The 21,734-nt window shown below is 66.2% G+C and carries 20 protein-coding genes; 16 read left to right on the top strand and 4 right to left on the bottom strand.

Annotation, left to right across the window (positions count from 1 at the left end):
- Positions 1–196 precede the first annotated feature (196 nt).
- Positions 197–2,032, bottom strand: coding sequence for a hypothetical protein (locus BJ998_RS15225; RefSeq protein ID WP_184862282.1), 1,836 nt, complete (start codon positions 2,030–2,032; stop codon positions 197–199).
- A 485-nt stretch (positions 2,033–2,517) separates the two neighbouring features.
- Here BJ998_RS15225 and BJ998_RS15220 point away from each other — a divergent pair, with 485 nt between their 5' ends.
- The 6 genes from BJ998_RS15220 to BJ998_RS15195 all read left to right on the top strand — a co-directional run bounded on the left by BJ998_RS15220 (position 2,518) and on the right by BJ998_RS15195 (position 10,225).
- The gene (locus BJ998_RS15220) at positions 2,518–4,530 is read left to right on the top strand and encodes a KAP family P-loop NTPase fold protein (protein WP_184862281.1); all 2,013 of its coding nucleotides are present in this window, start codon (positions 2,518–2,520) and stop codon (positions 4,528–4,530) included.
- 125 nt (positions 4,531–4,655) lie between these two features.
- The gene (locus BJ998_RS15215) at positions 4,656–5,267 is read left to right on the top strand and encodes a Qat anti-phage system associated protein QatB (RefSeq protein ID WP_221338024.1); all 612 of its coding nucleotides are present in this window, start codon (positions 4,656–4,658) and stop codon (positions 5,265–5,267) included.
- Positions 5,264–6,634, top strand: coding sequence for a Qat anti-phage system QueC-like protein QatC (qatC, locus tag BJ998_RS15210; RefSeq protein WP_184862278.1), 1,371 nt, complete (start codon positions 5,264–5,266; stop codon positions 6,632–6,634). Before BJ998_RS15215 ends, qatC begins: the two co-directional genes overlap by 4 nt.
- On the top strand, positions 6,631–7,389 hold the full coding sequence (locus tag BJ998_RS15205) for a TatD family hydrolase (protein ID WP_184862276.1): 759 nt from the start codon (positions 6,631–6,633) through the stop codon (positions 7,387–7,389). The genes qatC and BJ998_RS15205 overlap by 4 nt, the downstream gene beginning before the upstream one ends.
- Positions 7,390–8,544, top strand: a complete 1,155-nt coding sequence (locus BJ998_RS15200; RefSeq protein WP_184862275.1) for an AbiJ-related protein — start codon at positions 7,390–7,392, stop codon at positions 8,542–8,544.
- A 139-nt stretch (positions 8,545–8,683) separates the two neighbouring features.
- Positions 8,684–10,225, top strand: a complete 1,542-nt coding sequence (locus tag BJ998_RS15195) for a hypothetical protein (protein ID WP_184862274.1) — start codon at positions 8,684–8,686, stop codon at positions 10,223–10,225.
- Positions 10,226–10,583: 358 nt separating this feature from the next.
- On the opposite strand, the gene BJ998_RS15190 is transcribed toward BJ998_RS15195, so the two are convergent.
- Positions 10,584–11,384, bottom strand: a complete 801-nt coding sequence (locus BJ998_RS15190; RefSeq protein WP_184862273.1) for an MATE family efflux transporter — start codon at positions 11,382–11,384, stop codon at positions 10,584–10,586.
- Entirely contained in the window at positions 11,381–11,680 is a 300-nt protein-coding gene (locus BJ998_RS15185; protein WP_246488593.1) for a hypothetical protein, read from the bottom strand. The genes BJ998_RS15190 and BJ998_RS15185 overlap by 4 nt, the downstream gene beginning before the upstream one ends.
- Before the next feature lie 603 nt (positions 11,681–12,283).
- Between BJ998_RS15185 and BJ998_RS15180 the strand changes: the two genes are divergently transcribed.
- The 10 genes from BJ998_RS15180 (at position 12,284) to BJ998_RS46575 (ending at position 18,347) form a co-directional block, all read left to right on the top strand.
- A complete protein-coding gene (locus BJ998_RS15180; RefSeq protein WP_184862271.1) occupies positions 12,284–12,607 on the top strand; it encodes a hypothetical protein in 324 nt (107 codons plus the stop codon).
- Positions 12,607–13,023, top strand: a complete 417-nt coding sequence (locus BJ998_RS15175; protein WP_184862270.1) for a hypothetical protein — start codon at positions 12,607–12,609, stop codon at positions 13,021–13,023. The genes BJ998_RS15180 and BJ998_RS15175 overlap by 1 nt, the downstream gene beginning before the upstream one ends.
- Positions 13,020–13,493, top strand: a complete 474-nt coding sequence (locus tag BJ998_RS15170; RefSeq protein WP_184862269.1) for a hypothetical protein — start codon at positions 13,020–13,022, stop codon at positions 13,491–13,493. Before BJ998_RS15175 ends, BJ998_RS15170 begins: the two co-directional genes overlap by 4 nt.
- A gap of 74 nt (positions 13,494–13,567) precedes the next feature.
- Entirely contained in the window at positions 13,568–15,049 is a 1,482-nt protein-coding gene (locus BJ998_RS49175; protein ID WP_184862267.1) for a hypothetical protein, read from the top strand.
- Between the two features lie 34 nt (positions 15,050–15,083).
- Positions 15,084–15,674, top strand: a complete 591-nt coding sequence (locus tag BJ998_RS15160; RefSeq protein WP_184862265.1) for a sigma-70 family RNA polymerase sigma factor — start codon at positions 15,084–15,086, stop codon at positions 15,672–15,674.
- Positions 15,658–16,308, top strand: a complete 651-nt coding sequence (locus BJ998_RS15155; RefSeq protein WP_184862263.1) for a hypothetical protein — start codon at positions 15,658–15,660, stop codon at positions 16,306–16,308. The genes BJ998_RS15160 and BJ998_RS15155 overlap by 17 nt, the downstream gene beginning before the upstream one ends.
- An 83-nt stretch (positions 16,309–16,391) precedes the next feature.
- A complete protein-coding gene (locus BJ998_RS15150; protein ID WP_184862260.1) occupies positions 16,392–17,303 on the top strand; it encodes an ImmA/IrrE family metallo-endopeptidase in 912 nt (303 codons plus the stop codon).
- A gap of 60 nt (positions 17,304–17,363) precedes the next feature.
- Positions 17,364–17,681 (top strand): helix-turn-helix domain-containing protein, encoded by a 318-nt coding sequence (locus tag BJ998_RS46585; RefSeq protein WP_221338022.1) that lies wholly within the window; start codon positions 17,364–17,366, stop codon positions 17,679–17,681.
- A gap of 142 nt (positions 17,682–17,823) precedes the next feature.
- Entirely contained in the window at positions 17,824–18,054 is a 231-nt protein-coding gene (locus BJ998_RS46580; RefSeq protein ID WP_221338021.1) for a hypothetical protein, read from the top strand.
- Between the two features lie 137 nt (positions 18,055–18,191).
- Complete coding sequence (locus BJ998_RS46575) at positions 18,192–18,347, top strand: hypothetical protein (protein WP_221338020.1); 156 nt, start codon at positions 18,192–18,194, stop codon at positions 18,345–18,347.
- Positions 18,348–18,398: 51 nt separating this feature from the next.
- On the opposite strand, the gene BJ998_RS15140 is transcribed toward BJ998_RS46575, so the two are convergent.
- Positions 18,399–21,734, bottom strand: coding sequence for a DUF499 family protein (locus BJ998_RS15140; RefSeq protein WP_184862258.1), 3,336 nt, complete (start codon positions 21,732–21,734; stop codon positions 18,399–18,401).

Genomic DNA, 21,734 nt, shown 5'->3' with positions numbered 1-21,734 from the left:
CCGGTCAGCAAGGCAAGCAGTCCAGTGCGCCGTCGGTGACGCCCGCGCTCCCTTGCCGTCATGACGCAAATCGTCCCAGAGGTCCCGCACAGGTACTGGACTGCCTCGCAGGTCCCTCTGGTTGTTCACCGACGGAGCGTGTCAGCTCGATCACCGAAAAGGGCTGTCGCACGGCAGCCGGCCAAGGAGCGCTCGACTACTTCGCACTCGGAGGGCGGACGACCAACCCGAAGTCGGCGGCCATCTTGTCCAGCGCCTGGTGGATCCACCTGTCGATGTCCTGGCCCGTTAGCCCCAAGGGAGTAGTCACAGCCACGGAGAGATCTCGTGGCTGGCCACTGCGTGGAGCGCCAAAACAAGACAGATCGACCATGTCCAAGGGCCTGACAGTCCAATCTGTTCCACCGTATTCCGGACGTTCACTCTGGATGTAAAGCTCCAGCCTCGGTGCCCCTGCAGGCTGCGTGCGGATCGGGTCGTCCAAGGCCGCCAGCGGCACCACCATCGTGGCGACATGCCACGCTTGCGTGAAGAACTCGATCAACTCGGTCATCGAAACACGAAGAGCGGCGGGAATCAGCGAGGGAGCTGTCGATTCCGCATGAGGGGCAAGCGCCGAGAAGTCGACGCGCAAGTCGACGACGGTCCGTAAATCCGTGGTGTAACCGTCAGGCAGCACCATGTACAAGCAGATCGACACCGCCGGGCGGCCGTCGGCACCGGTCGCCGTGAGGTGATACGCGCCGAACCGGCTGTTGTTGTGACCGTCAGGTTCGTCGATCTCTTGCCATTCCATCCCGGCAGCGTCGAGTCCGTATCGATCTGCAAGGTGACGGCAGACCTCACCCAGTCCGGCCTCCTGGAGGGCGGTCAGCATCTTCGCCCGACCGCGGTCGGTGATTTCCCAGTCCTCCACTGCCAGCGGAATTCTTCCGGCAACCCGTAGCCGAAGGTCACGCTTGTCCGACAAGTTCGTCCAGGAGTCCTTGTCCCGGCTGGCTTCGCTGTCCAAGACGATCTCCGGCTGCCACACCGGGGTCTTGCCGGGCCGGCGAATCAGGCGACCACGACCTCTACGGCCCCACTGCCCGCCCTCCAGTTCGACCTCCTGGCGGTCCGAGTCGATGAATGGATCCGGGTCGGCGCGATTAGCAGCAGGAAAACCGATCCCGATTACTCCGGAATTCGGCAGCCCGCCACCAATCGCCTGCAGGTCGTTCCACACGGTGCGAGCGAGGACTGAAGCAGGTTTTCCGGGCAATTCGACCAGGACCGCGGGCTCGCCATAGGGTCCGCCAGCGAAGTGCTGAACCCAGCCAGGCCCGGCTTCCTGCACTTCGCCCATCGCCTCACCGAACCGTCCGGGGCCTCCGGCCACGTCGTAGGCGGTTTGGAAGGTCGCTTCGTGTCCGGGCTGACCAGGGCGATACTGCGGGCCAGTAAGAACGACATCGACTCGCGAGGGAACGGGGGGCGCCGTGAGACGATCATGCATCGCCGCGAGCACCTCTTTCGGCGTAATCAAGGCCCTGAACGCCCGCCGGACATCGGGGTAGCTGTCGAGCAAGGTGCAGACGGTGGTCCCGTCCCAGACTGCCCAGCCCTTCAGACCCAGCGCTGTCGCGTAGCTTCCGATCAAGGCATCGATTTGGTCCTTGCCGCCCTTGCCGGGTACAGCAGAGAGTGACACGTTGGTCACAAAGATCAGATACTCGGGCACTCGCCCGTCGAGTACACGCTTCTTGCTGGGGTCGGACCACGCCTTCAACTCAGCGGAGACCTGCTGTCGCAACCAGGCCGCATCCGATCCGGTCCCCATGATCTTCGCCTTGTACTTGGCTTGCAGCACGCCGTAGCCGTCCCAGGGCTCGATGGGGTTTGGATACGGCAGCCGACCGCGAAAGGTCGCTTCGCGCCCTCCGTCCGGTCCCTCGCCGAACACCTCAACGCCCGGCCCCAGGACACGCACGGCCAGAGCCTGACTCAGGCGCTCGAAGCCCTGCGGACCAAGCCCGCTTAGGTCGTCTACCACCTGTTCATCCTCGCCGATCGCATCAGTAAGGCCGCATCGGCCCTCATGGCCCCCTCATGATCACGCCGCCAGCGTGGAGTTCACATGACCGGACATTGTCGAGCACCGCGGCCTCGGTGCTCGGGGCGAGCAGGACCTTTCCGTCCGGCGTTCGCCTGCGAAGTCCAGGAAGTCTGTCCGCCATCCGAGCCGGGATCGCAGCACCGGTTCGGCGCAGGGCTGTACCTCGTTGACCAGCTGGCTCCGGCCAGAGTCCTGCAACGACGCGAGCAGGCGACCACATCCATGGCGCACCGGCCGCCGCATCGTGATCGTAACGCGCCTATCACGCTTTGGTAACTGTCAGTAACAGTACGTGGTCGTCGGCGACACGTCCGTCAAATGACCATCGACGCTGATCACCGATCCTATCCTCGATGTTCGCCTTCGGCCGGCGGCCACCGAGGAGCGGACAGTCACCATGCCGCGTCGAACGGAGCGGGGCGATGTGGGCGGACAACGAAACCGAGGTCGACCTTCTCGGCTTCGACTTCCTGGTGGACACCCTGTTCGTGGCGCTCACCGAGCCGCGGCTGCTCCCGCTGACGGTGGGCCTCCTGGGGGACTGGGGCTCTGGGAAGAGCAGCCTGATGCGGATCACCCGGCAGGAGCTCCTGAAGATCCGTGACGGCGAGGAGTCGCTGTCACGCTACGTGTGCGTCGAGTTCAGCCCATGGCAGTACGAGGACTACGACGACGTCAAGGTTGCGCTGATGACGACCGTGCTCGACGCGGTCGGCCAGCGAGTCGCCCCCGACGAGCAGGAACAGGTGTCCAGGCTCCGCCGGTTCGCCCAGAGCCTCGGCCGGTGGGGACGCAGGGGCGGACGGGTCGCGGTAGCCGGCGCCCAGACCGCGGCTCCCTTCGTGATCCAAGCGATGGATCCGAGCATTGATCCGCAGGTTCTGGACGTGACGAAGGCCGCGGTGAACGCCGCCGCGAGCGAGGCCAACAAGCTGCTGGAGGATCCCAAGACCAAGCAGGTCGCGTCGGGTAACGACACGGCCGAGGCGATCGCGGACGCGGGGCGGTTCCGGGCGGAGTTCGCGAAAGTCGTCAAGACGTTGGACGACGTGGATGCCGTCGTGGTGTTTATCGACGACCTTGACCGGTGCTTGCCCGAGACCGTGGTGGACACTTTCGAGGCGATTCGGTTGTTCCTCAACACGCCCAAGACGGCCTACGTCCTGGCGGCCAACCAGGCGGTTGTTGAGTCCGCGATCGATTCGCGGTACCCGCAGTTGCGGCGACCCGACGGCGCTGGGATCGGTGCCGATTATCTGGAGAAGATGCTGCAGCTCAAGGTGGCCATCCCGCCGCTGTCCGCTCCGGAGGCCGACACGTACGTCAACTTGCTGCTGGCGGAGCTGCGCCTCGACAACGAACAGTTCGCCAAGGTCCTGGGCGAGACTCGGCACCGCCGCGAAGCCGGCAACCTGCAGGTAGCGTTCAATGTCGGCGTGGCCGGGGAGATCCTCGGCGACGTGCCGGCCGACCTGGTGCGCGACCTGAACTGGGCGGCGAGTATCGCAGAAGTGCTCGGGGGCGGACTGCGCGGGAATCCGAGGCAACTCAAGCGGTTCCTCAACAACCTGATGCTCAAGCACCGCAGCGCCCAGCGCCGGAAGATCTCCCTCGACTTGCCGGTGCTAGCCAAGCTCATGGTCCTGGAGGAACAACACTTCAGCGACTTCCAGCGGCTATTCGACTGGCAACTCACCTCGCCCGGCCCGATCCCGGAGCTCTCGGCTGCAGAGTCCCTCGCGCGGGCCGGATCAGCCACCTCTGAGCCGGACGACGAAGGGGACACGCCCCAGCCTGACGAGGGCGAGACCGCCGACAGGTCTTCGGGCGCCCGCCGATCACCCGCTGCCAAGCGGGGGCGGCGGGCGGCCCAACAGCCGCCGATCGCCGAAGAGGTGCGGGCATGGGCGGAAAAATCGCACGTGCGTGCGTGGCTGGGGTTGGAGCCTCCGCTCGGTGAGTTGGACCTGGGGCCATACTTCACCTACTCCCGGGACAAGCTCGCCTTCGGCGTCGCCGTCACCCGGCTGCTTCCCCACCTGCAGGAGCTGCTCACCAGGGTGCAGGCCGAGGTCGCCGGTGTGCGGCGGCTGGCGTGTGACGAGATCGCAAAGCTGCCTGACGACGAGCGTGTCCAGTTGGTGGAGGCGTTGGTGGAGGTGCTGACGCGCCGACCAGGCGGGCCGGCCTTCGTCGCCGCGCTCGAACTCGCTGAGCGGGCGCCCGACACGCTGTCGGCCATTTGCGACGCCCTGATGCGGATCCCACCCGCGGCCGTCCCACGCGCACAGGCCGTGAACGCCGTCCGTCGCCTCCCTGCCAACAACCCCACGGTGTCCGCGCTGCTAGACCAGTGGGAAAACAGCGACGCCCCCGGTCTGAAAACCATGATCAGCACCGCCCGCGAAGCACAACGACTCAGCGGCCGACGCTGATGGGGACCTCGGCCGATCGCACCGCAGGTAGCGGCGGAGCGTGGACTCCGCTCAAACACGCGACCGCGTCCTACGTGCGCGGGCTGACCTCCGGATCGCCGAGCACCCGCACATACGCCCAGAGAGTGCTCGCTCGTCACGTCCCTGTGCTGGGTGGAGCCGGCGGTGCCGCAGCCGGCGCCCGTGCCGGACGCAGCGGCGTCCAACGTCTCGGCGCCTTGCTCGCTGGAGTCGGCGGAACCGGGCTTGAAAACACGCTGACCTCGCTGGGACTGGCTACTCTCGTTGGCCGGACCAGGTTCGACGTCCTGGATGAACTGATCACCTTCATCGCGGGAGACGGCGATGACCTGGACTCCCAAGCCGCCCGTGACGCCGCGTGCGACGTGCTGGACGAGGTCTTCGGCGACGCCGATACCTGGACCGAGTTGACCGACACCGCCGAGACGGCCGTCTCGCGGGAGAACCTGCCCACCCTGCTCGAAACATTCCTCGCCCAGTACGTCTACAACCGGGTTCCGGTCATCGCGGAACGCCTCAGCCGCATCACCGACCCGCACGCGGTGCGCCAAGCCGACGAGGAAATGCGCCAGATCATCCAGGTCCTCGTCTCGCTCCGCATCCCCGACGACCCCTACACGGTCGACTGGGCCGGCCCCGAGGGACGCCAGATCGCCGAGGACACCGTCCGCATAACGTACGAAGCTTTGCAAGGACTGGACGGAGACGCACAGTGACCACCTACCTGGTGCGCACCGATCTCACCACCTCGGTGACCGAACCCGACGACGTCCGCCTCCTCGACTGGGCCCCAGCGCGGACCGCGGCCACCATCCAAACCGGCGACACCGGCCCCGAGTTCTTCGCCGGCTGGCGACCGCCCCGCCCAGCTGCCGACCTGCTCTTGCTCGGAGCAGCCGTGTACTGCGCCGACAAGACCACCCGGCGACGCGCCACACTGGACTCCTGGACGAGGGAGCTCAACCTCCGGCTTCCCGTCGAAGACGATGCCGCCTGGCAAAGTGCCGGCTTTGACGCGGCCCTGCGGTTCCTGACCGGCGACCACTGGCAGATCAGCCCCTACAAGTTCGATCGCCACCCGCTCGCTCATGTGGCCGGCGTTCCCACTGCTGACCGGTCGATCGGGCTCGACGTGGACGGGGTGTGCCTGTTCTCCGGCGGCCTCGACTCGCTGTGCGGCGTCATCGATCTTCTCGAAGAAGATCCCCATCGGCGGCTGTGCCTGCTGTCCCACCATGAAGGCGGACAGGCATCCACCGCACAACAACTCCTCCTCGACGAACTCAACGAGCAGTACGGCGCCGAGCGCATCATTTCCCGGCGTCTCTACCTGCGCCCTGCTCCCGCGAATAGCCATCAGGCACGCGCGCTGCCCAAGCCACGCGAGAACACCACTCGATCTCGGTCACTCCTCTTCCTGACCGCCGCTCTGGCCATCGCCGCGGCCGAAGGAACCGAGACGCCGGTGTACGTGCCGGAGAACGGCTTCATCGGCATCAACGTGCCCCTCACCCGATCCCGCGTCGGCAGTGCGAGCACCCGCACCACCCACCCACACTTCATGAATGAGCTCGGCGCCGCCGCCACCGCGATCGGCGTGCCGAACCCGATACTCAACCCGTACCGGCTGCGCACCAAGGGCGAGATCCTCGCCGAATCCCGGAACACCGAACTGCTGCGCCGGCTGGCGCCGCTCAGCGTCTCCTGCTCGCACCCCGAAACTGCGCGGTATGTCGGCCGCAAGCAAGGCAACTGTGGATACTGCTTTCCCTGTCTGATCCGCCGCGCCTCCCTGGCACACGTCGGATGGGACCATGACGAGTACGCCTACGACGTGTTCGACGAGCACGACATCACGATCCTCCTCAACCGCCGCAGCCGCCGCGGAGCAGACCTGCGGGCCGTGATAGCCGGTGCGTTTGCGGATCGACCAGATCGCGACGTCCTACGAAACGGCCCGCTCCCACAAGGCGAACGCGCAGCGTTCACCGGAGTCTGGCGACGCGGACTCGCCGAGCTTCGCACCTGGCTTGCCAACGGGGCCCGCGGGGCCTTGACCGAACTGATGGAACCGCGATCGTGACTACGCCAGCGCTAACCGACACCCACTGTCACATCGATGCCTACGATAACCCGATCGAGATCCTGGATAGCGCCCACGCCGCCGGAGTTCACGTGATCGCCGTGACCGAAGACCCCGGCAAGTACCGCCTCCTGCGTACCCGCCTGGGCCGACGCAATGGTGTCGACGTCGCGCTGGGCTTCCACCCACTTCGCGCAGGGGGTGCATCCCCAAACGATCTCGCTCGATTTCTCCGGCTCTTGCCACAGGCGAAGTGGATCGGCGAGATCGGGCTCGACTTCTCTCGAACCGGAGCGGCAACGCGCAAGCAGCAAATCCGCGTATTCGAGGCAATCCTGGCCGACCCCCAGCTACGAACCCGCCCCGTCACCGTCCACAGCCGGGGCGCCGAGCCGGAGACCATCACCCGACTTGCGCAAGCGCACGTGCCGGCAATCCTGCACTGGTACACCGGGCCGCTGTCGGCCGTAGACGACGCACTTGCCGCAGGACTCTGGTTCTCGATCAACCCGGCCATGATCCGGTCGAAGAAAGCTGTTCCGCTGCTCCAACGGCTTCCGCCGCAACGGGTACTACTAGAAACCGATGGCCCCTTTGCCCGCTCCGGGAGTCGCCCAGCCGTTCCTTCCGATGTCCTCGGAACACTTGATCACCTGGCACGGCTCTGGGGTATGTCGACCGATGAAGCGAGAAAGGCGATTGCCCAGAACGAACAGCGACTTCGCTGCACCGCCGGTGAGCCGCCGCCAGCCTGATTGACGACCTCTTCACCGCCTGCAGCCGACTCCCAGGAGGCACCCATCGCACCGGCGAGCCGCATCACCGATGTCACCCGGCGGCGCCTCATCGAGGGTCTCGCCACCACGGCCTGGTTCGGCGTGCTCAACGAAGTCGAGTTCCTCGTGCGCCTCTACGACCTCGACACGCTGCCCACCACAGATTCCAGGTCCACGCAGTTCCCCACAGCGCGCGAGGACATCATCCAGCACTGCATGGCCAACCTGGACTGGCCCGACGACTGGATCTTCAACGACGAGCGGTTCGGCTTGGCCGACAACGATGACGCGCTCCTGCGCTTCCTGGCGGAGATGCTCCACCCAACGGTCCGGACGAACCTCACCGAAGTCGAGCAGCTGCACAACTTCCTCAACCAGACACTGGTTCACGACGGCTACGAGATCGTCCAGGTCGACGCCATCAGCGGTGCGCCCGTCTTCGCCGGCCGCAGGATCGGCACCGGTGTGCCCGGCTCCATGAAGAACCTGATCTTCGCCGCGGACGGCCCCAAACCGGAGATCGTGTTCACCGATGCACTCAACAACGACGTCCAGGTGGTCAAGAACGAACAGTTCTGCCTCATCTACGACCGGCCGCTGGCGGCGCACGGCCTCACCTGGGCCGACCTGACCAGCTGGTGGGCCGAGCGCGAAGGACTGACGGCGGCACCTGCGCGCGAAGTCTCGCGTGGCTTGTACCGGCGGCTCGACCGCTCACTGGGAGGCAATGACGCGGAACGGCGGATCCTGCGCACATACGCTGAGCGCTACGTCCGGCTTGGCGATGACATCCCGGCCCTGCTCCCGCAGGTGTACCTCCACTACGACCCGTACACCCGAGCACATCACGTTCTCGGTGATGCGCCCTTGCCCCGCCAGCGCATGGACTTCCTACTGCTCCTGCCACAGCGAATCCGCATCGTGATCGAGTGCGACGGCCGGCAGCACTACGCCGACGAGTCCGGGCGCGCCGACCCACAGCGGTACGCCGAGATGGTCACCGAGGACCGCGACTTGCGGCTTCGCGGCTATGAGGTCTACCGCTTCGGCGGCGCCGAGCTCGCCGAGGGCCCGGCCACGGAGAAGCGGCTTGCCGCGTTCTTCGACCGGCTAGCCGAGCGCTACTCCGCCTGACATTGCAGCTCCACAGCCTCGTGTCGCACCGAGCCCGAACGTCCGTCCCACGGTAAACAGGTGAGAGCTGGCTGCCGCTTCACTCGGCGGAACGAGGCTTGTGTCGGCCAGTGTGGGTGGCTGAAGGGAGAGGGCTGCAGTGGTGCCGAAGGGGCCGCAAAACTCGTTCAACTTGCTGATCGGCGACTACCTTCGTGTCACTACTGATCGTCCGGCGGTGTCGGGCCGGGGCGCGGACGAGGGCTTCGCCCGTATTGAACGGATTGAGCATCTCGCCGAAGACCTTGCGCGGGAGATCTTCACGCGCGAGTCCGTCGACTTTGGCCCGGTGCCGGTGGTGTGGTGTCACGGCACTCCTGGTCCGCTGGTGCTGCGCGGTGGTGACGTGCACGTTCTCGATCACGCCAATCCCGGCCGTGTTCGCCACGATGAAGCGCACCCGTGGTGGCCGCCCGCCGGGAAGGTCCTCCTGCGGGGCGCCGTGGCCGCGGGCCACGAGCCCTACCGGTGGCGCCGTGAACCCATACCGTGGACCGGACAGGTCACCTGGGCGGACGCAGACTGGCCGCCCCGTGCGCCGTATCGGGCGACCGGGTTCACCAAGTCCGCCGCGGCTTTGCTCGTGGGGGACTATCTGCGGATCCATCGCGATCGCTGGCCTGAGTGTGACCAGGATGTCGACGAGGGCTTCGCCCGAGTAGAGCACCTGCGCTTACTCAATCCCGAGTTGACGCAGCAGCTGTTCGTCGATTTGGTCTGGGGTGGCACCGTTGTCGTGGCCAGCGTGTACGGGCTGCCCGGCGTGTTGATGCTGCGCGGCGAGGACACGGTCGAGGTCCAGGCAGTGCCCAATCCGGAGCGAGCCGCCTGGGAGGCCCGCAACCGGTGGTCGGGCCAGCCGTCGATGGTGTTCATCGACAGCCACGCGCCCACCGACGCCGAGCGACAGGCCGCCGAGGCGATCGACGCGGCGTGCCGACCGCAGGCCGACGAGGCCGGCTGGTATCCGAGCCGGTTCAGCGACCCCTTTCAGCGCCGGCTGGCGCTGGAGTCCCGGTACGGGCTGCGCACCGTGCCGTTATCGGCTTTGCCCTGGCCACATGGCCAGTCCAACTGCCGGATGGGCCGCATCGCCGACACCTACAAGGCAGTCGTGGCCGACGAGCAGACCGCCCACGCCGCAGCTTTCCTGTCGGCGGAAGGCCGCGAGACGATGTCTTCCTGCTCGTACCATCAGCCCGATTGGCCGCGCTTGGTCCGCATCCTTACCGAAATCCTTGACACCGCCAACGGGCAGGACCCTCAGCCACAGCGGCACCCGGACTACGTCCTGCTCTCGGCCGAAGACAAGCAGTGGCTGCAGACCTTGCTGATCGATCCGATCGAATGGGACGACCGCGACCAGATGCTGACCAATGGCCAGCACCGCCTCTGCGCCCTGCGCGCCGCCGAAGTGCAGCACTGCCCGGTCAGGGGACGCTACCTACCCGACACCACCCACAGTGCCGCGGTCCCTGCCGCCGACCATGCCCGAGCCGCGATACGCGTGAGCTGGCAGGACTACGCCGCTGCACGGCGGTGGCCTCGATGGGCCGGCACCCTGGCTGACAAGCTCCCGTCCGCGATCCAGATGCGCCTGCTCGCACGGGGCCGGCGTGTTCGTCGATCACCCTTCTTGTGACCATGGCCAGCAGGACTAGCCGCTGTCCGAATTGACTGTTCCGGGTGGTATCGCCCGTTCGTGTCACGGCGTTCGTGGCTACCGTCCCTGGTTGTGCCCACCACACCGTCCGCCGACCGTGGGCGTACCGCGCTGGATCTGGTTGGCCCCAGCTGTGTCCGAAATGTCGTGATCGGTTCGTCGGGAGGCCCGTGCACCGCCGTTCGCTCCCCAGCGGCCTCAGATGCCGATGCCCTACTCGCCGCCCTCCGCTGCGACGATGACCATCTCCTTCCCCTGGCCCTCGTCGCCTCGGCCGATGGTTTGTCCAGGCGACTGAGGCGGGGCGGCGGGCAACCCGACGCGCTCGCTGCCCTCCTCACGCCGCCAGACTCGCTGAGGCACGCTGCTCCTCACTCGTTGCATCCACTTCAATCTGATCGCGTTGAACCTGGTACTCCTCTCGGATGGCCTTGACGAGCCGTCGCGCCCGAGTCGCGCCAATCCCGAGCCGTACACGGAGGGTGTCCGCCGAGATCGGCTTCTGATGAGTGGCACGGTGGGCCGCGTCTTCTCGCCGCGCCTGAGCCAAAAGTGCCTCCGGCGTGCGCTTGACGACTGCCTGCTCGCCACCTTGTTGCGGGACATCGTCGTCAAGTTGGACCTGAGCCTCCGGCACACCGTCATCCGAGTTCGTATCGACAGTTGGCTCCGGCTGCTCGATGTCGCGTGCGACCGGTGTACGACTCGTGGCGCCGATCGCTTGCAACAGGCCGGGGCCGACTTCCGACCATCCGATCAGAAGAAGTGGCCCTACCGCATCGAACGCTGCCTTACCGAACTCGCCCGCAACGAGAGGCTCCGCCACGTTCAGCGCGAGCGTGACCACGCTTGCGAAGATCAGCAGCCGGCGAGCCGGCCGTAGGACCTCCGGGGACGCACCGGTGAGAGCCAAGTGCCGCGTGCCGAGCAGAAGACCGAGGATCGAAAGGTCAACCGCTGGAGCCACCAGCGGCGCGACCCAGGCGGGCACGCCGAGCCGGAGCGCGAGATTGAGGACGTTGCCGAAGCCGAACAGAAAAGTGAGGCCAACGACGACGCCCATGATCACGGTGACAGCCTGAATCACAGAAGCCCCGTCCGAACCTGAACGCGTCGACACAGTTGAACGCCTGGTCATCGAGCACCACCGGCTTCGACTCGCGGACGCCCGTGGGAGTCTCGCGTGGGGATGCCACGTTCACGGAGCTTGTTCAGCACTGTCGTGTGGTTGACGCCCAGGTGGTCGCCGACTCGCGCCAGTGACCAGCCGAGGTTGTAGAGGTGGATGGCGTCGTCGACCTGCTCGGGGGAGAGGCCGCGGCGGCGCATCGGCACGCCGTGCCGGTGGAGGATGTTGCTGACCGTCCGCCGCTCGATGCCGAACCGGTCACCGAGTTCGTACACCGTCGCGCCGGACCGGTAGTCAGCGATCAACTGCTCGACTTGATCGGCACGGAGTTGCCGGGCCCGGCGAGGTCGGTCGCGCTTGATCAAGGTCGGCTCGGGGATATCGAGGCTGGGAAGCTTCTCGCGTAGCTCTTCCAGGGCCCTGACCTGGTCTTTTATGTTCGAGTAAGGTCCCCTAACCTCCACCGACGTATTTTGGACATGCGATGCCGGATTGAGTCGGTTTCGTTATATACCGTTGGAATGTCATATTGTAGGGTGCCTTGCCCAACGCTGAGGTTGAGTGCGCGGCGAAGCCGACCAGCCCACCGAGAACGCCGACGGCAGCCCTTGCAGCGAACACCATCAACGGGCACGAGCGCTGGCAGGTCACCGACGTCGCAGTCGGCGGGCTGGCATCGCCCGTGCGGCGTTCCAGCGCGTGACACTACCCACGGCTCGTGCATGCGGGCCAGCAGTTGTGCCGGGCTCAGTCCGCTAGCCGGACGAGTCGAGCAGTTGCCTGCGGCGGCCATCGCTCACTCAGCACTCTCCAACCTAGACAGCACAGCGTCGTTGACCTGGACATTTTCATTCTGGTGAGCTCGATCGTCTACTCGGTACACGGCAACGAAACCGAGGAGGAGAACGATGCCGACCACCAATGTCCCGCAGGGACCGAACGACGAGCAGGCTGGCCACGGCGGCGGCCACCCGTTTCACGTGACCGTCCGGACGCTGGCGGGCCACCAGGTACGGGAGACGGTCAAGCCGGACGACAAGGTCGCGGATCTGACCCGCAAGGCGGTGAAGTACTTCATCAACAAGGGCGAGCTCGTCGACGGCGAGTATGCCCTGACCCTGCCCCGCGGCGGCGAAGGCGAGCTCGACCCCACATCGACCCTCCGGCACGCGGGCGTGCGTGAGGACGACGTGCTCGTGCTGATCAACCGCAAGCCGCAGGTCGACGGCTGATGGCCTTGCACCCGCGGGTGCTGGCCGACCTGCTCGACATCGAGGTCGAGCAGGCGCGGGCACGGCTGGGCCCTCGCGCAGGAGACCTCCGCCGTGAGGGTTCCAGCTTGTTGATGACGCTGCGGCCGCCCGTCGGCGGCATGTGGACGTTGCGGTTGGACGGCTCTCAATATGACGCGGAGCCGTTCGACGTCGCCCTCGTCGACGACGCGGGCGACGTGCTTCCGCTCGACCAGTGGATCCCTGGGTTCGCCCACGGCATCCACAGCAGCCTCGGCGTGCCCTGGGTCTGCGTCAGCGGCACCCGGGCCTACTACGCCCACGAGAGCCACTACGGAGAAAGGTGGGACGCGGTGCGATACGCACTCCGGGCGGACAGCCTCCTGGACCGCCTCCTGACCAAGGTGGGGCTATGAGCCCCCTGGTTCTGCCGACGCAACTGCTGGCCGACGCGCGGATGTTCTTCGAAGATCGCGGGGCCCGCGGTCACGAGGGCACCGCCATGATCAAAAGCGGCCCGAACGGCGCGGCGCTCGTCGTTCCGCAGCAGCGGCCGTGGCGGGGCACCGGCGGCGGCGTCTCCGTGGAGGTCACCCGGGCCGGGCAGATCGAACTGGCCTTGGCCCTCGAACCCGAAGAGCTCTACGTCGCCCGGATCCACTCCCACCCGGCAGAGGCATTCCACTCACCCGCCGACGACGCGAACCCCGTCTTGACCCACGAGGGCGCACTTTCCATCGTCGTTCCGTTCTTCGGGCTCGGGTTGCGCCTCGGCCTCGACACGTGTGCGGTTCTGCGCCGCGAAGGCGATCGGTGGCGTTCCCTGCCCCCGGGCAGCGAACGGGATCTTCGCCTCCGTGTGGACCCGGAGGCGGAAGCCCGATGACTGATCCGCGCCTGAGGCTCCTCGGCACCGCCGACGAATCGGCCGCGGCCGAGCTCCTGCGCGCCCTGGACGACGTGCGGGTGGTGATCCGCGCCGAGGCGAACGTGACCGGCGGGGCCGCCACCGCGCTGGCGGCGTTCACCGGCATGGCGGCACGCCTGTTCGGTGACGTCGCCTTCGAGCATCCGGTCGCCTTGGCACCCAACTGGTGGGGCGCCAGCGACAGCACCGCCCTGCTGACCGCGCTGGCCTACGTACGTCCTCATCCTGCGCGCGCACCGCAGCGGACCCTCGTGGTGACCTTCGGGATCCAGGTGGAGGCCGGCGACCTCGGCGTGGGTGGCGACGACTACACCGTCCGTCTCGGCCGGATTCCGCAGCCCTGGGGCGTCGTAACGACCCACGCGCTCGGCGTGCACGCGGCGGCGTGCCTGGCGGTGAGCCAGCTCCTAATCCGCGTGCTCGGCCCCCTCGGGTTCTCGGGCGTTGCCGTGGACGCGTCGTACGTGACCAACTTGATCGACTACGAATTGACCGCAGCGTCGGAGATACCTGTGCTCCCACCGACCCGGGATCGCCTGGAGCTGGCCGTCGCGGGAGTCGGCTCGGTGGGCACGAGCAGCCTCGCCCTGCTCGCGACGGTGTTCGCGCCACAGCTCACCGGGACGTCGAGCGCGGGCGCTCTCGAGGAGATCACGGTAATCGACTCCGACATCTTCGACAGGACGCGAAACCCTTTTCGCTATCCGGCGCTCCTCGGGATCGAGACGGGGCCGAAGGCGGACTACATGGCCTCCAAACTCACTGAGCTCGGGTTGAGCGCACGTCCGGTCGCCAAGAGCGTCGCCGACTGGGTCGTCAACCGGGAAAACCCGGGCTTCGACGGGCTGGTGTTGTCGTCGGTCGACACCCTTACGGGCCGGTTGGAGGTAACCGACGTGCTGGCCCGGTCGACGTTGTCCCTCGGCGTGTCCGGCCTCTCCCTGCACGCCCAGCGGGAAGGGTTCGGCGACGGGTTCGCGTGTCCGTTCTGCGGCTTCGTCAGCGCCCAGCCCCCGGCCACCCAAGCGGGCGTCTACGCCGAGACCACCGGTCTGTCCGTCCAGCGGGTACTCGCGCTGCTCCAGGACGGAGCCCAGCTGACCGCCGCGGACGTCGACCAGGCCATCGCGGCGGGCAAACTGCCCGCACATCGGCGCGACGCGCTCGTCGGCCGGACGATCAACGACCTGGTCCGTCAGGCGTACGCCGAAGCCGAGGTCCGTATGGGCTCCTCGGCCGGCGGTGAGGAGGTGGTTGCCGTGGCCGCGCCGCAGGTGTCCTGGTTCGCCGGAGTGCTGGCAGCGGCGGAAGTTGTGAAACAGATTCACGGTCTACCGGTGTTGACCGGCCGGGTGGATGTCGACCTCAGTGGACTGCCGCCCGGGTTGGTCCGCCGAGTGCCGGCCGACCGCACGGGCCGGTGCTTGTGCCGCTCGGGGACGCGGCTCTGGTGGTACCAGCAGCTGTACGGCGACGCCTCGGTGCCGGTCGAGGTCGCGCACGGTGCGTCATGAGCTGGCGCGCGGGCATTCGGCGCATACTGCTGCTGTGAGCGCTGGTCAGGAAGCGGGTGAGGCGCCGGGGTCGACCGACGGCCCGGTGGCCGACCCCGGCGCGCTCTACGCGCGCTACCACGGAACCCTGAAAACTTACGCGGAGGGAAAGCTTCCCTTCAGGTTGCGGAGCGAGGCCGGCACGGCGCTCAGCATCGTTTTCGAGCGGCTGGTGAACTACCGCAAGGAGGGCCGGATGCCCCGGCCGTCCAACTGGGAGGCCTACTTGCACGTTGCGGTCGGCAACGCCTGCAAGACCCTGGCACTGGCGCGGCAGCATGAGGAGGTCGACGACGGTGATCCGCGGATTCACCGCGACGTACCGCACGATCCGACCGGCGACTCCGTCCTCCAGCAAGACGAGTACCTCGAACAGGCAGAGCGCGCAGACCGCGCCAAGACTGCGCTGGACGCACTCGACGAGCGCTCCCGTGCGATCGTCATCGCTAAGCACGCCCACCACCGGACCAATAAGGAAATCGGCGAAGAGCTGAACCTGACCGGCCAACGAGTAAGCCAGCTGCATAAGGAAGCACTTAAGAGGCTCAAGGAGGAGGTGAATCGTCCGCGTGACCGGCAACCCTGATGACGGTTCCAGGCAACGCACCGACGACGGCCAAGCTCCGGACATGCACGACGCGATGGATCCCTGGCTCGACGCCGTGAACGTCGCCGCCGAACTGGCCGCGGAAGAGCAGGACCGATCCGGGCCTCCAACTCGCGAACCCGTCAGGCACGACGACCCCGTCGCCCTGATGCTCGGCCTCGTGCCCGATCCGGGGGTACTCGTCGATGGCCGCAAACTCGCGGCCGCGCGCAAACGGTCACGGCTGGACCTCCGTCAGCTCGTCACCCGCCTCAACGCTCGCGGGTGGGAGGTGACCATGCAGGAAGCGTTTAAGTGGGAGCTCGGCCGTCCTGCCCTGGCCCCCGCGCTCATCACGGCGATCGCCGAAGAGCTCTCTGTCGGAGACGATGCGCTTCTCACCGCGGTGCAGCCGACCGGTGGCATGGACGACCTCTTCGACGACCAGAGGATCCAAGCTTTTCTCTCGGACTGGGCAGCCGAGGCCGGCGTTCAGCCCGCGGTGCTCCGCCAGCGCGCTTCGTCCACATTGGCCGACGCCGCCCATCGGAACCGCACCGGCGGCTCGGTCGAGGCATTGCTCGGCGTCCTCCGCCAGTTTCGGTCGATCCCCGGATTTTTGGACAGATCATGACAAGGAGAAGCCAGGCCACCAGGCTGGTGCGGGCACTCCCTCCACCGCTTCGAGAGGCACTTCGCCGAGCACCTTTCGAAGCGATGACCGGGACCGGTCTCACCGTTCGCGCAGTTGAGCAGTTGACTTCTCGCCGTGGCGCGAACGGGATGTGCGACGGAATGTCGTTCAGCGAGCACAACACCGTGCTGTACTCGCCCACGGACTCACGCCGCGAGAACTTCACCCTCCTGCACGAGTACGGGCACATACTGGTGCTTCAGGACGAGGAAGCCGTGAACTGGGTCGCCGACCAGGACGAACCGGCCATCGAACTCGAGAAACTCTGCGACGAAATCGCCGCCATGCTCCTCGTGCCAGACGAAGTCCTGAACACGATCGTCGGCAAAGGGCCGATCACCGGGCAGCACCTGCTCGAGCTGTTCAAGACGACCGAGGCCAGTCAAATCGTATGCGCCATCGCCCTGGCCCGTCGTCTCACCTGCACAGGCGCGGTCGTCATCACGGACCGTGCCACCCAAAAGGTCGTTCACGCGCGGTTGGTCGACCGCCCCGCGGTCTACCCCAGTTCTGGGCAAGGCGTCCCCAGCGACCACCCTTTGGTCCGCCTGCAACCCGGCCAGCAACTGGTCCGAAAGTCATTCTGGTCCACTCCGTGGGGTACTCGGAACACCTTCTACTTGAATGCCGCAGCATCTCCGAAGCGCACGTACGCTGTTCTCGCCGAGCTAGATCTCTGGAACGTCGACAAGCTCCACCTAACCGGCCCGGAACACCAGAGAACCGACCGCCCGAGGACCACCTTCACCTGCCGATGCGGCTTCACCGGCGCCACAACAGGGTTTCCCTGCCCCGACTGCGGGAAGCCGTTCTGCCCACGATGCGGGCGATGCGACTGCCAGCGACGACAGTCATTGACCGGAACCTGCAAAGAATGCTTCGCGCAATCTCCAAAGAATGATCTTCAGGATGGCATCTGCAGCAACTGTCGCTAGTGTCCCGTGAAGCTGTTTAGTTTACACGGGGTGGAATGGTCATGGTGTTGACCGGCCCGGGTGGAGCTGACGCCGCAGGGGGAAGCCGAGTTGCAGTCCCTGGTCTACAGCCCGGACGTTGCGGCGACAGTCTCGACCCGGGCGCGGATTGTGTTGTGGCAGAACGAGGGTCGGCAGAGGAAGGACATCGCCGCGCTGGCTGGGGTGTCGCGTCCGACCGTGGATCTGTGGCTGTCGCGCTACGCCACGAACGGGTTCGCCGGGCTGCTCGATCGGCCACGCGGCGCCGGGCGTGAGCAGGTTACCGCCCGTGTCCAGGCCCGGATCTTGGCGCTGAGCCGGACAAGCCCGCCTGCCTGCACTGGGCTGTCTGGCTGATCGAGCCGGGAGATGGCGGGGTTCATCACCCGGACAGAGGGGGTGTCGGTGTCGCATCGCCAGGGCACGTTCAAGATCAGCGAGGACCCGGAGGTCGCGGAGAACGTCGCCGACATCGTCGGGTTGTACCTGGATCCGCCCGGTGGCGCCGTGGTGCTCGATCGACGAGAAGACGCAGATTCAGGCGTTGGACCGGACCCAGCCGCTGCTGCCGATCACGTTCGACGCGACCGAGAAGCGCACTCACGACTACGTGCGGCATGGCACCAAGAGCCTGTTCGCCGCGTTGAACGTGGGCACCGGGCAGGTGTTGGGCGAGTGCGCGCAGGCTCGTGACGGCGCGAACTTCTTGGCGTTCCTGAAAAGGCGGTGAAGCCGCACGCCGGCAAGGACGTGCATGTGGTGCTGGACAACCTGTCGCCCCACACACGCCGGAGGTCATGGCCTGGCTGGCCGACAACCCGCACGTGCGGTTTCACTTCACTCCCAAAGGTTGGGACGTTCAGCTCGGTGAAGGTCCTGGTCACGCAGATCCGCGAGTACATCGCGCACTGGAACGCCACCGCCACGCCGTTCGTCTGGACCGCGACCGCCGAGGAGATCCTGGCCAAGGTGAGGCTGGTGCAGGTCAACGTCAAGAAGCTGGTCGACAACAGCGCCAAGTAAAGACACCAGGATCACGGGACACTAGGTCTTTTTTCGTTTCTCGCTTAACTCTCAATTCTCCTCAAAACCGGACTGGTCGAACTTGAGGGTTTGGGCGTTCTCGGAGACCGTGCGCACCTTGCCCTCCTCGAATCCGGAGGTATCAGTTGCTTCGATTTCGATGCGGACAGTCAGGTTCGTGCTCTCGTCGGCTCGGAGGGGTGTGATGATTTCCTCGGCGATGTTCTTGAAGTCCAGTGCGATTTTCTCGGTGTTTAGAGTCTTGACGCCGTAGAATCGCGTCTTGAACTTCCGGCGGTAGACGCCGGGATAGTCAGGGGCCGGCTCGAAGTGTTTCTCGGCACTGCTCTCGGTAGACCCAGGGGAGATTCCCGGCGCCGCAGAGACTTCGGCCTCGCGCTGTTGGGTGGCGACGTCAGGACGGACGAGCAGCAGCGAATCCGAGGTGGGGGGAGCGGGCCGCTCATCGTCCGGTGTCCAGAGGTCGATGTACCGGTTAGCGACCTCGTCGTAGCCGGTCGCCAGGGCAAAGGCATCGGTCTGCCAGATCATCGGCAGATCGACCACGCCCTCGTCGAGAACACGGCGATCACGCAGACGCGGCAGGTACGGGTACTGGCTGTAAAGTCCCCAGAGCGAGCCCAGAGCGACGTGGCCGTCTTTCCAGATTTGTGGAACTTTGCCCAGGGCCAGACGGATCGTCGCGGCAGCTTGTCGAGTGGACAGGTCACCGTCGTTGCCGAGGCGTCGCGAGACCCGCTCAGCCAATGCGTCAGACTGCCCTTCCACTTTGGTCTCCCGAAGGAAGAAGGGCGCTCCGGGGTCGGGCTGGGCGGGGATGAGCGCCCAGGTGAAGGTTTGCAGCAGGCGCGCGGTCACCGTCTGGTCGGCCTGAGCCTGGCGCTGTGCGGCTTGGTTCTTCTGGTTCTGGGTCAGGTCGAGGTCTGCCTCGTTGTCAAGCACATGGCGCCAGCCGAGGTAGTCACGGGTCGCCGTGTCGAGCTCTTCGAGCCGGGCCTCGTCGGCCGCGAGGTAGACGAGCATGTTGCGATGGGTTCGGTTGGCGTTTCCGCGCCGTTCGGTCGCCTCTTGGGTGAATTCCTTCGCCGCTGACTCGGTACCGCGCTTGTGGGCGACCTTCGGGTGGAGGATGACTAGCCGGGCTTCGTCTGTGTCGGGGATGTCGGAACTGGTCTCTGGGCACACGTGTACGCCCGCGAAGTCGCCGGGAGTGCGGGCCTGGCTCTGCAGCCGACGCCTGATCTCTGCCCAGACATCTTCCTTGTGCAAGCGCTCGGCCTGATCTTTGGCGGTGCGGGTGATGTTGGGCTGGAGGTCGTACCAGTACTTGCCAGAGCCGGAGTAGAAGTAGGTCGCCCGGTCGCCAAGTTGGGTGAGTGCGGAGTGGAAGTTGCCGGGCACGTCGCCGGGGACAGCGGTGCCAAGGAAGACCCGCTGGGTACCGATCCCCTTGTGGACCGAGCCGGGGGCGATGGTCGGCGCGGCACCGAAGAACACCGCACGGGCGAGGCGCTTGGTCAGGGCTCGCTGGCCATACAGAGGCTTCTCCCGGTCGATGCGGGCAGGTTCGGAGTTGGGACCATCCACATCGGCGTCAATGATCGTTTTCCAGGAGTCCTGGAGGTACTGCGTCAGCTCGGCGTTCACGTTCGCCGTGGCGAGTGGAATCGACGAGGGCATGATCAAGGGCGCGGCGTCCTCGCCTGTCCAAAGGGTATGAATGACCGTACTCATCAACCGCAGCACGCCACGGGTGCGCTGGAACCGCTCTAGCGAGGACCACTCCTCGTACAGGGTGTCGAACAGCTCCGGATGGATCGGATAGGTCCGCTTGATCCGGTTCTCGTACGCCGAGTCCCGAGCTTCCCGTGGAAAATCGTCGATGTACTTGCGGTACATCTCCACATAGGCACGCGCGGTAGCGCCGATCGCGGCAAGTGCTGCGGCGTCAGGTTGTTTGAATAGCCGTTGTTTCACGATGTGGTATGCCTCGTCCGAGGACGCCGGCCGCCACTGGTCGGCGACCCGACGCACAACGTTCTGTAGTCGCTTGAGCGCCTCGAGACCGTTGGCGCCGCCGACCTCCTCGGCGTTACCGGCGACGATCTCGGAGTCGTCGCCGCTCTCGGAGGCGGGGATGGAGATCGCGAGCAGGACGCCTGAGGTGCCCTTGGCCGTCTCGGTGAGCGACTGGGCGAAGGTGAATTGGTCATCGAAGGTGCCGCCGGCGAGATCGTCACGGTCAATGAGCGAGCGGGCGTAAGCGACCCACTCGTCGATCAGGATCACTGCCGGGGCGTACTTCGCCAGTAACTCGTGGAGAGCGTTGCCGGGGTGTGTCCGGTTGGTGTCAGCGGTGGCGACGATCGCGTAACCCTCTGCGCCACCGAGCTGCCACGCGAGTTCGCCCCAGATCGTGTTGACCTGGGTGCCGTCGTCCTTGGTCGCGCCGGACGGGCTGAGGTGGTTGCCGACGATCGCGACACGGTTGACCTTTGCGCCGGTATAGCCGCTGGCGCTCAGCAATTCCTGGGTGTCTTGTGGGAAGTCGCCCACCGGGAGCCCGGCGGCGATGTGCCACAGGGACAGCATCGAGTGGGTCTTGCCGCCACCGAAGTTGGTCTGCAGATTGATCACCGGCGAGGCGTTGTCGTCACCGGACAGCCGGCGCACCGCCCGGCCGATGAGGTCACGTAGGCCCTCGGTCAGGTAGGTGCGCTTGAAGAACTCCACGGGGTCGGCGTAGTCCGAGTCCGCCTCGCCGCCCGTAGCGACCTTGTACAGGTCGGCGGCGAACTCGGAGGCATGAAAGTTGCCGGTCGCGACATCATCGTGCGGTGGCAGCACCTCACGCCACGGCTTGAGCCCGGATGCCTCGGGGTTGTCGACCGCGGACTTCAGGACCTTCTTGTCGTCCTTGTCCGCGGTAACGCGACGAAGGTTGAGCCGAATCCGCGCGATCTCCTCGCCGGTGTCGACGGCGCCGATCGCGACCGCGAAACGCTGAGCGGTGTCGAGAGCCCGGTACGCGTCGTCATCGGTGAACGACCTCATGTGCGCCCACGTGTGCCGCACCTGTAGGAGTTCCGCGGCGTAAGCCAGATGCGTGCGGTTCAAGTGGGAGTTCAACGGACGCCAGTTACGCCGATACCGGTGAGTATAGTCCCGGGTGATCAGCTTGAGCTGGACCGACGGATCACCACGGTGGACCTCCCTGCCGTCGCTGTTGTCAACCGCGGTGATGATGTCTACCCAGGTGCGACCGGCCTCGAGCTGTGGATCGAGGATCTGGGACAGGAAGGCGTCCAACTTGGGGGCCAGCAAGTCGAACATCTGGCCGATGCGGTCTCGGTTGCTCACTGCCAT

The organism is Kutzneria kofuensis (genome assembly GCF_014203355.1).
GTDB classification, from domain to species: Bacteria; Actinomycetota; Actinomycetes; order Mycobacteriales; family Pseudonocardiaceae; genus Kutzneria; species Kutzneria kofuensis.
Note: the sequence above shows the minus strand (reverse complement) of the source record. Positions and strands in the feature narration are given on the sequence as shown.

Bases quoted from the DNA above. Each gene is read 5' to 3' on its own strand.
- BJ998_RS15140 (WP_184862258.1), bottom strand. From the start codon at position 21,734: ATGGCAGTGAGCAACCGAGACCGCATCGGCCAGATGTTCGACTTGCTG.
- BJ998_RS15170 (WP_184862269.1), top strand. From the start codon at position 13,020: ATGAGCCCCCTGGTTCTGCCGACGCAACTGCTGGCCGACGCGCGGATG.
- BJ998_RS15175 (WP_184862270.1), top strand. From the start codon at position 12,607: ATGGCCTTGCACCCGCGGGTGCTGGCCGACCTGCTCGACATCGAGGTC.
- BJ998_RS15150 (WP_184862260.1), top strand. From the start codon at position 16,392: ATGACCGGGACCGGTCTCACCGTTCGCGCAGTTGAGCAGTTGACTTCT.
- BJ998_RS15180 (WP_184862271.1), top strand. From the start codon at position 12,284: ATGCCGACCACCAATGTCCCGCAGGGACCGAACGACGAGCAGGCTGGC.
- BJ998_RS15220 (WP_184862281.1), top strand. From the start codon at position 2,518: ATGTGGGCGGACAACGAAACCGAGGTCGACCTTCTCGGCTTCGACTTC.
- BJ998_RS15190 (WP_184862273.1), bottom strand. From the start codon at position 11,384: ATGACCAGGCGTTCAACTGTGTCGACGCGTTCAGGTTCGGACGGGGCT.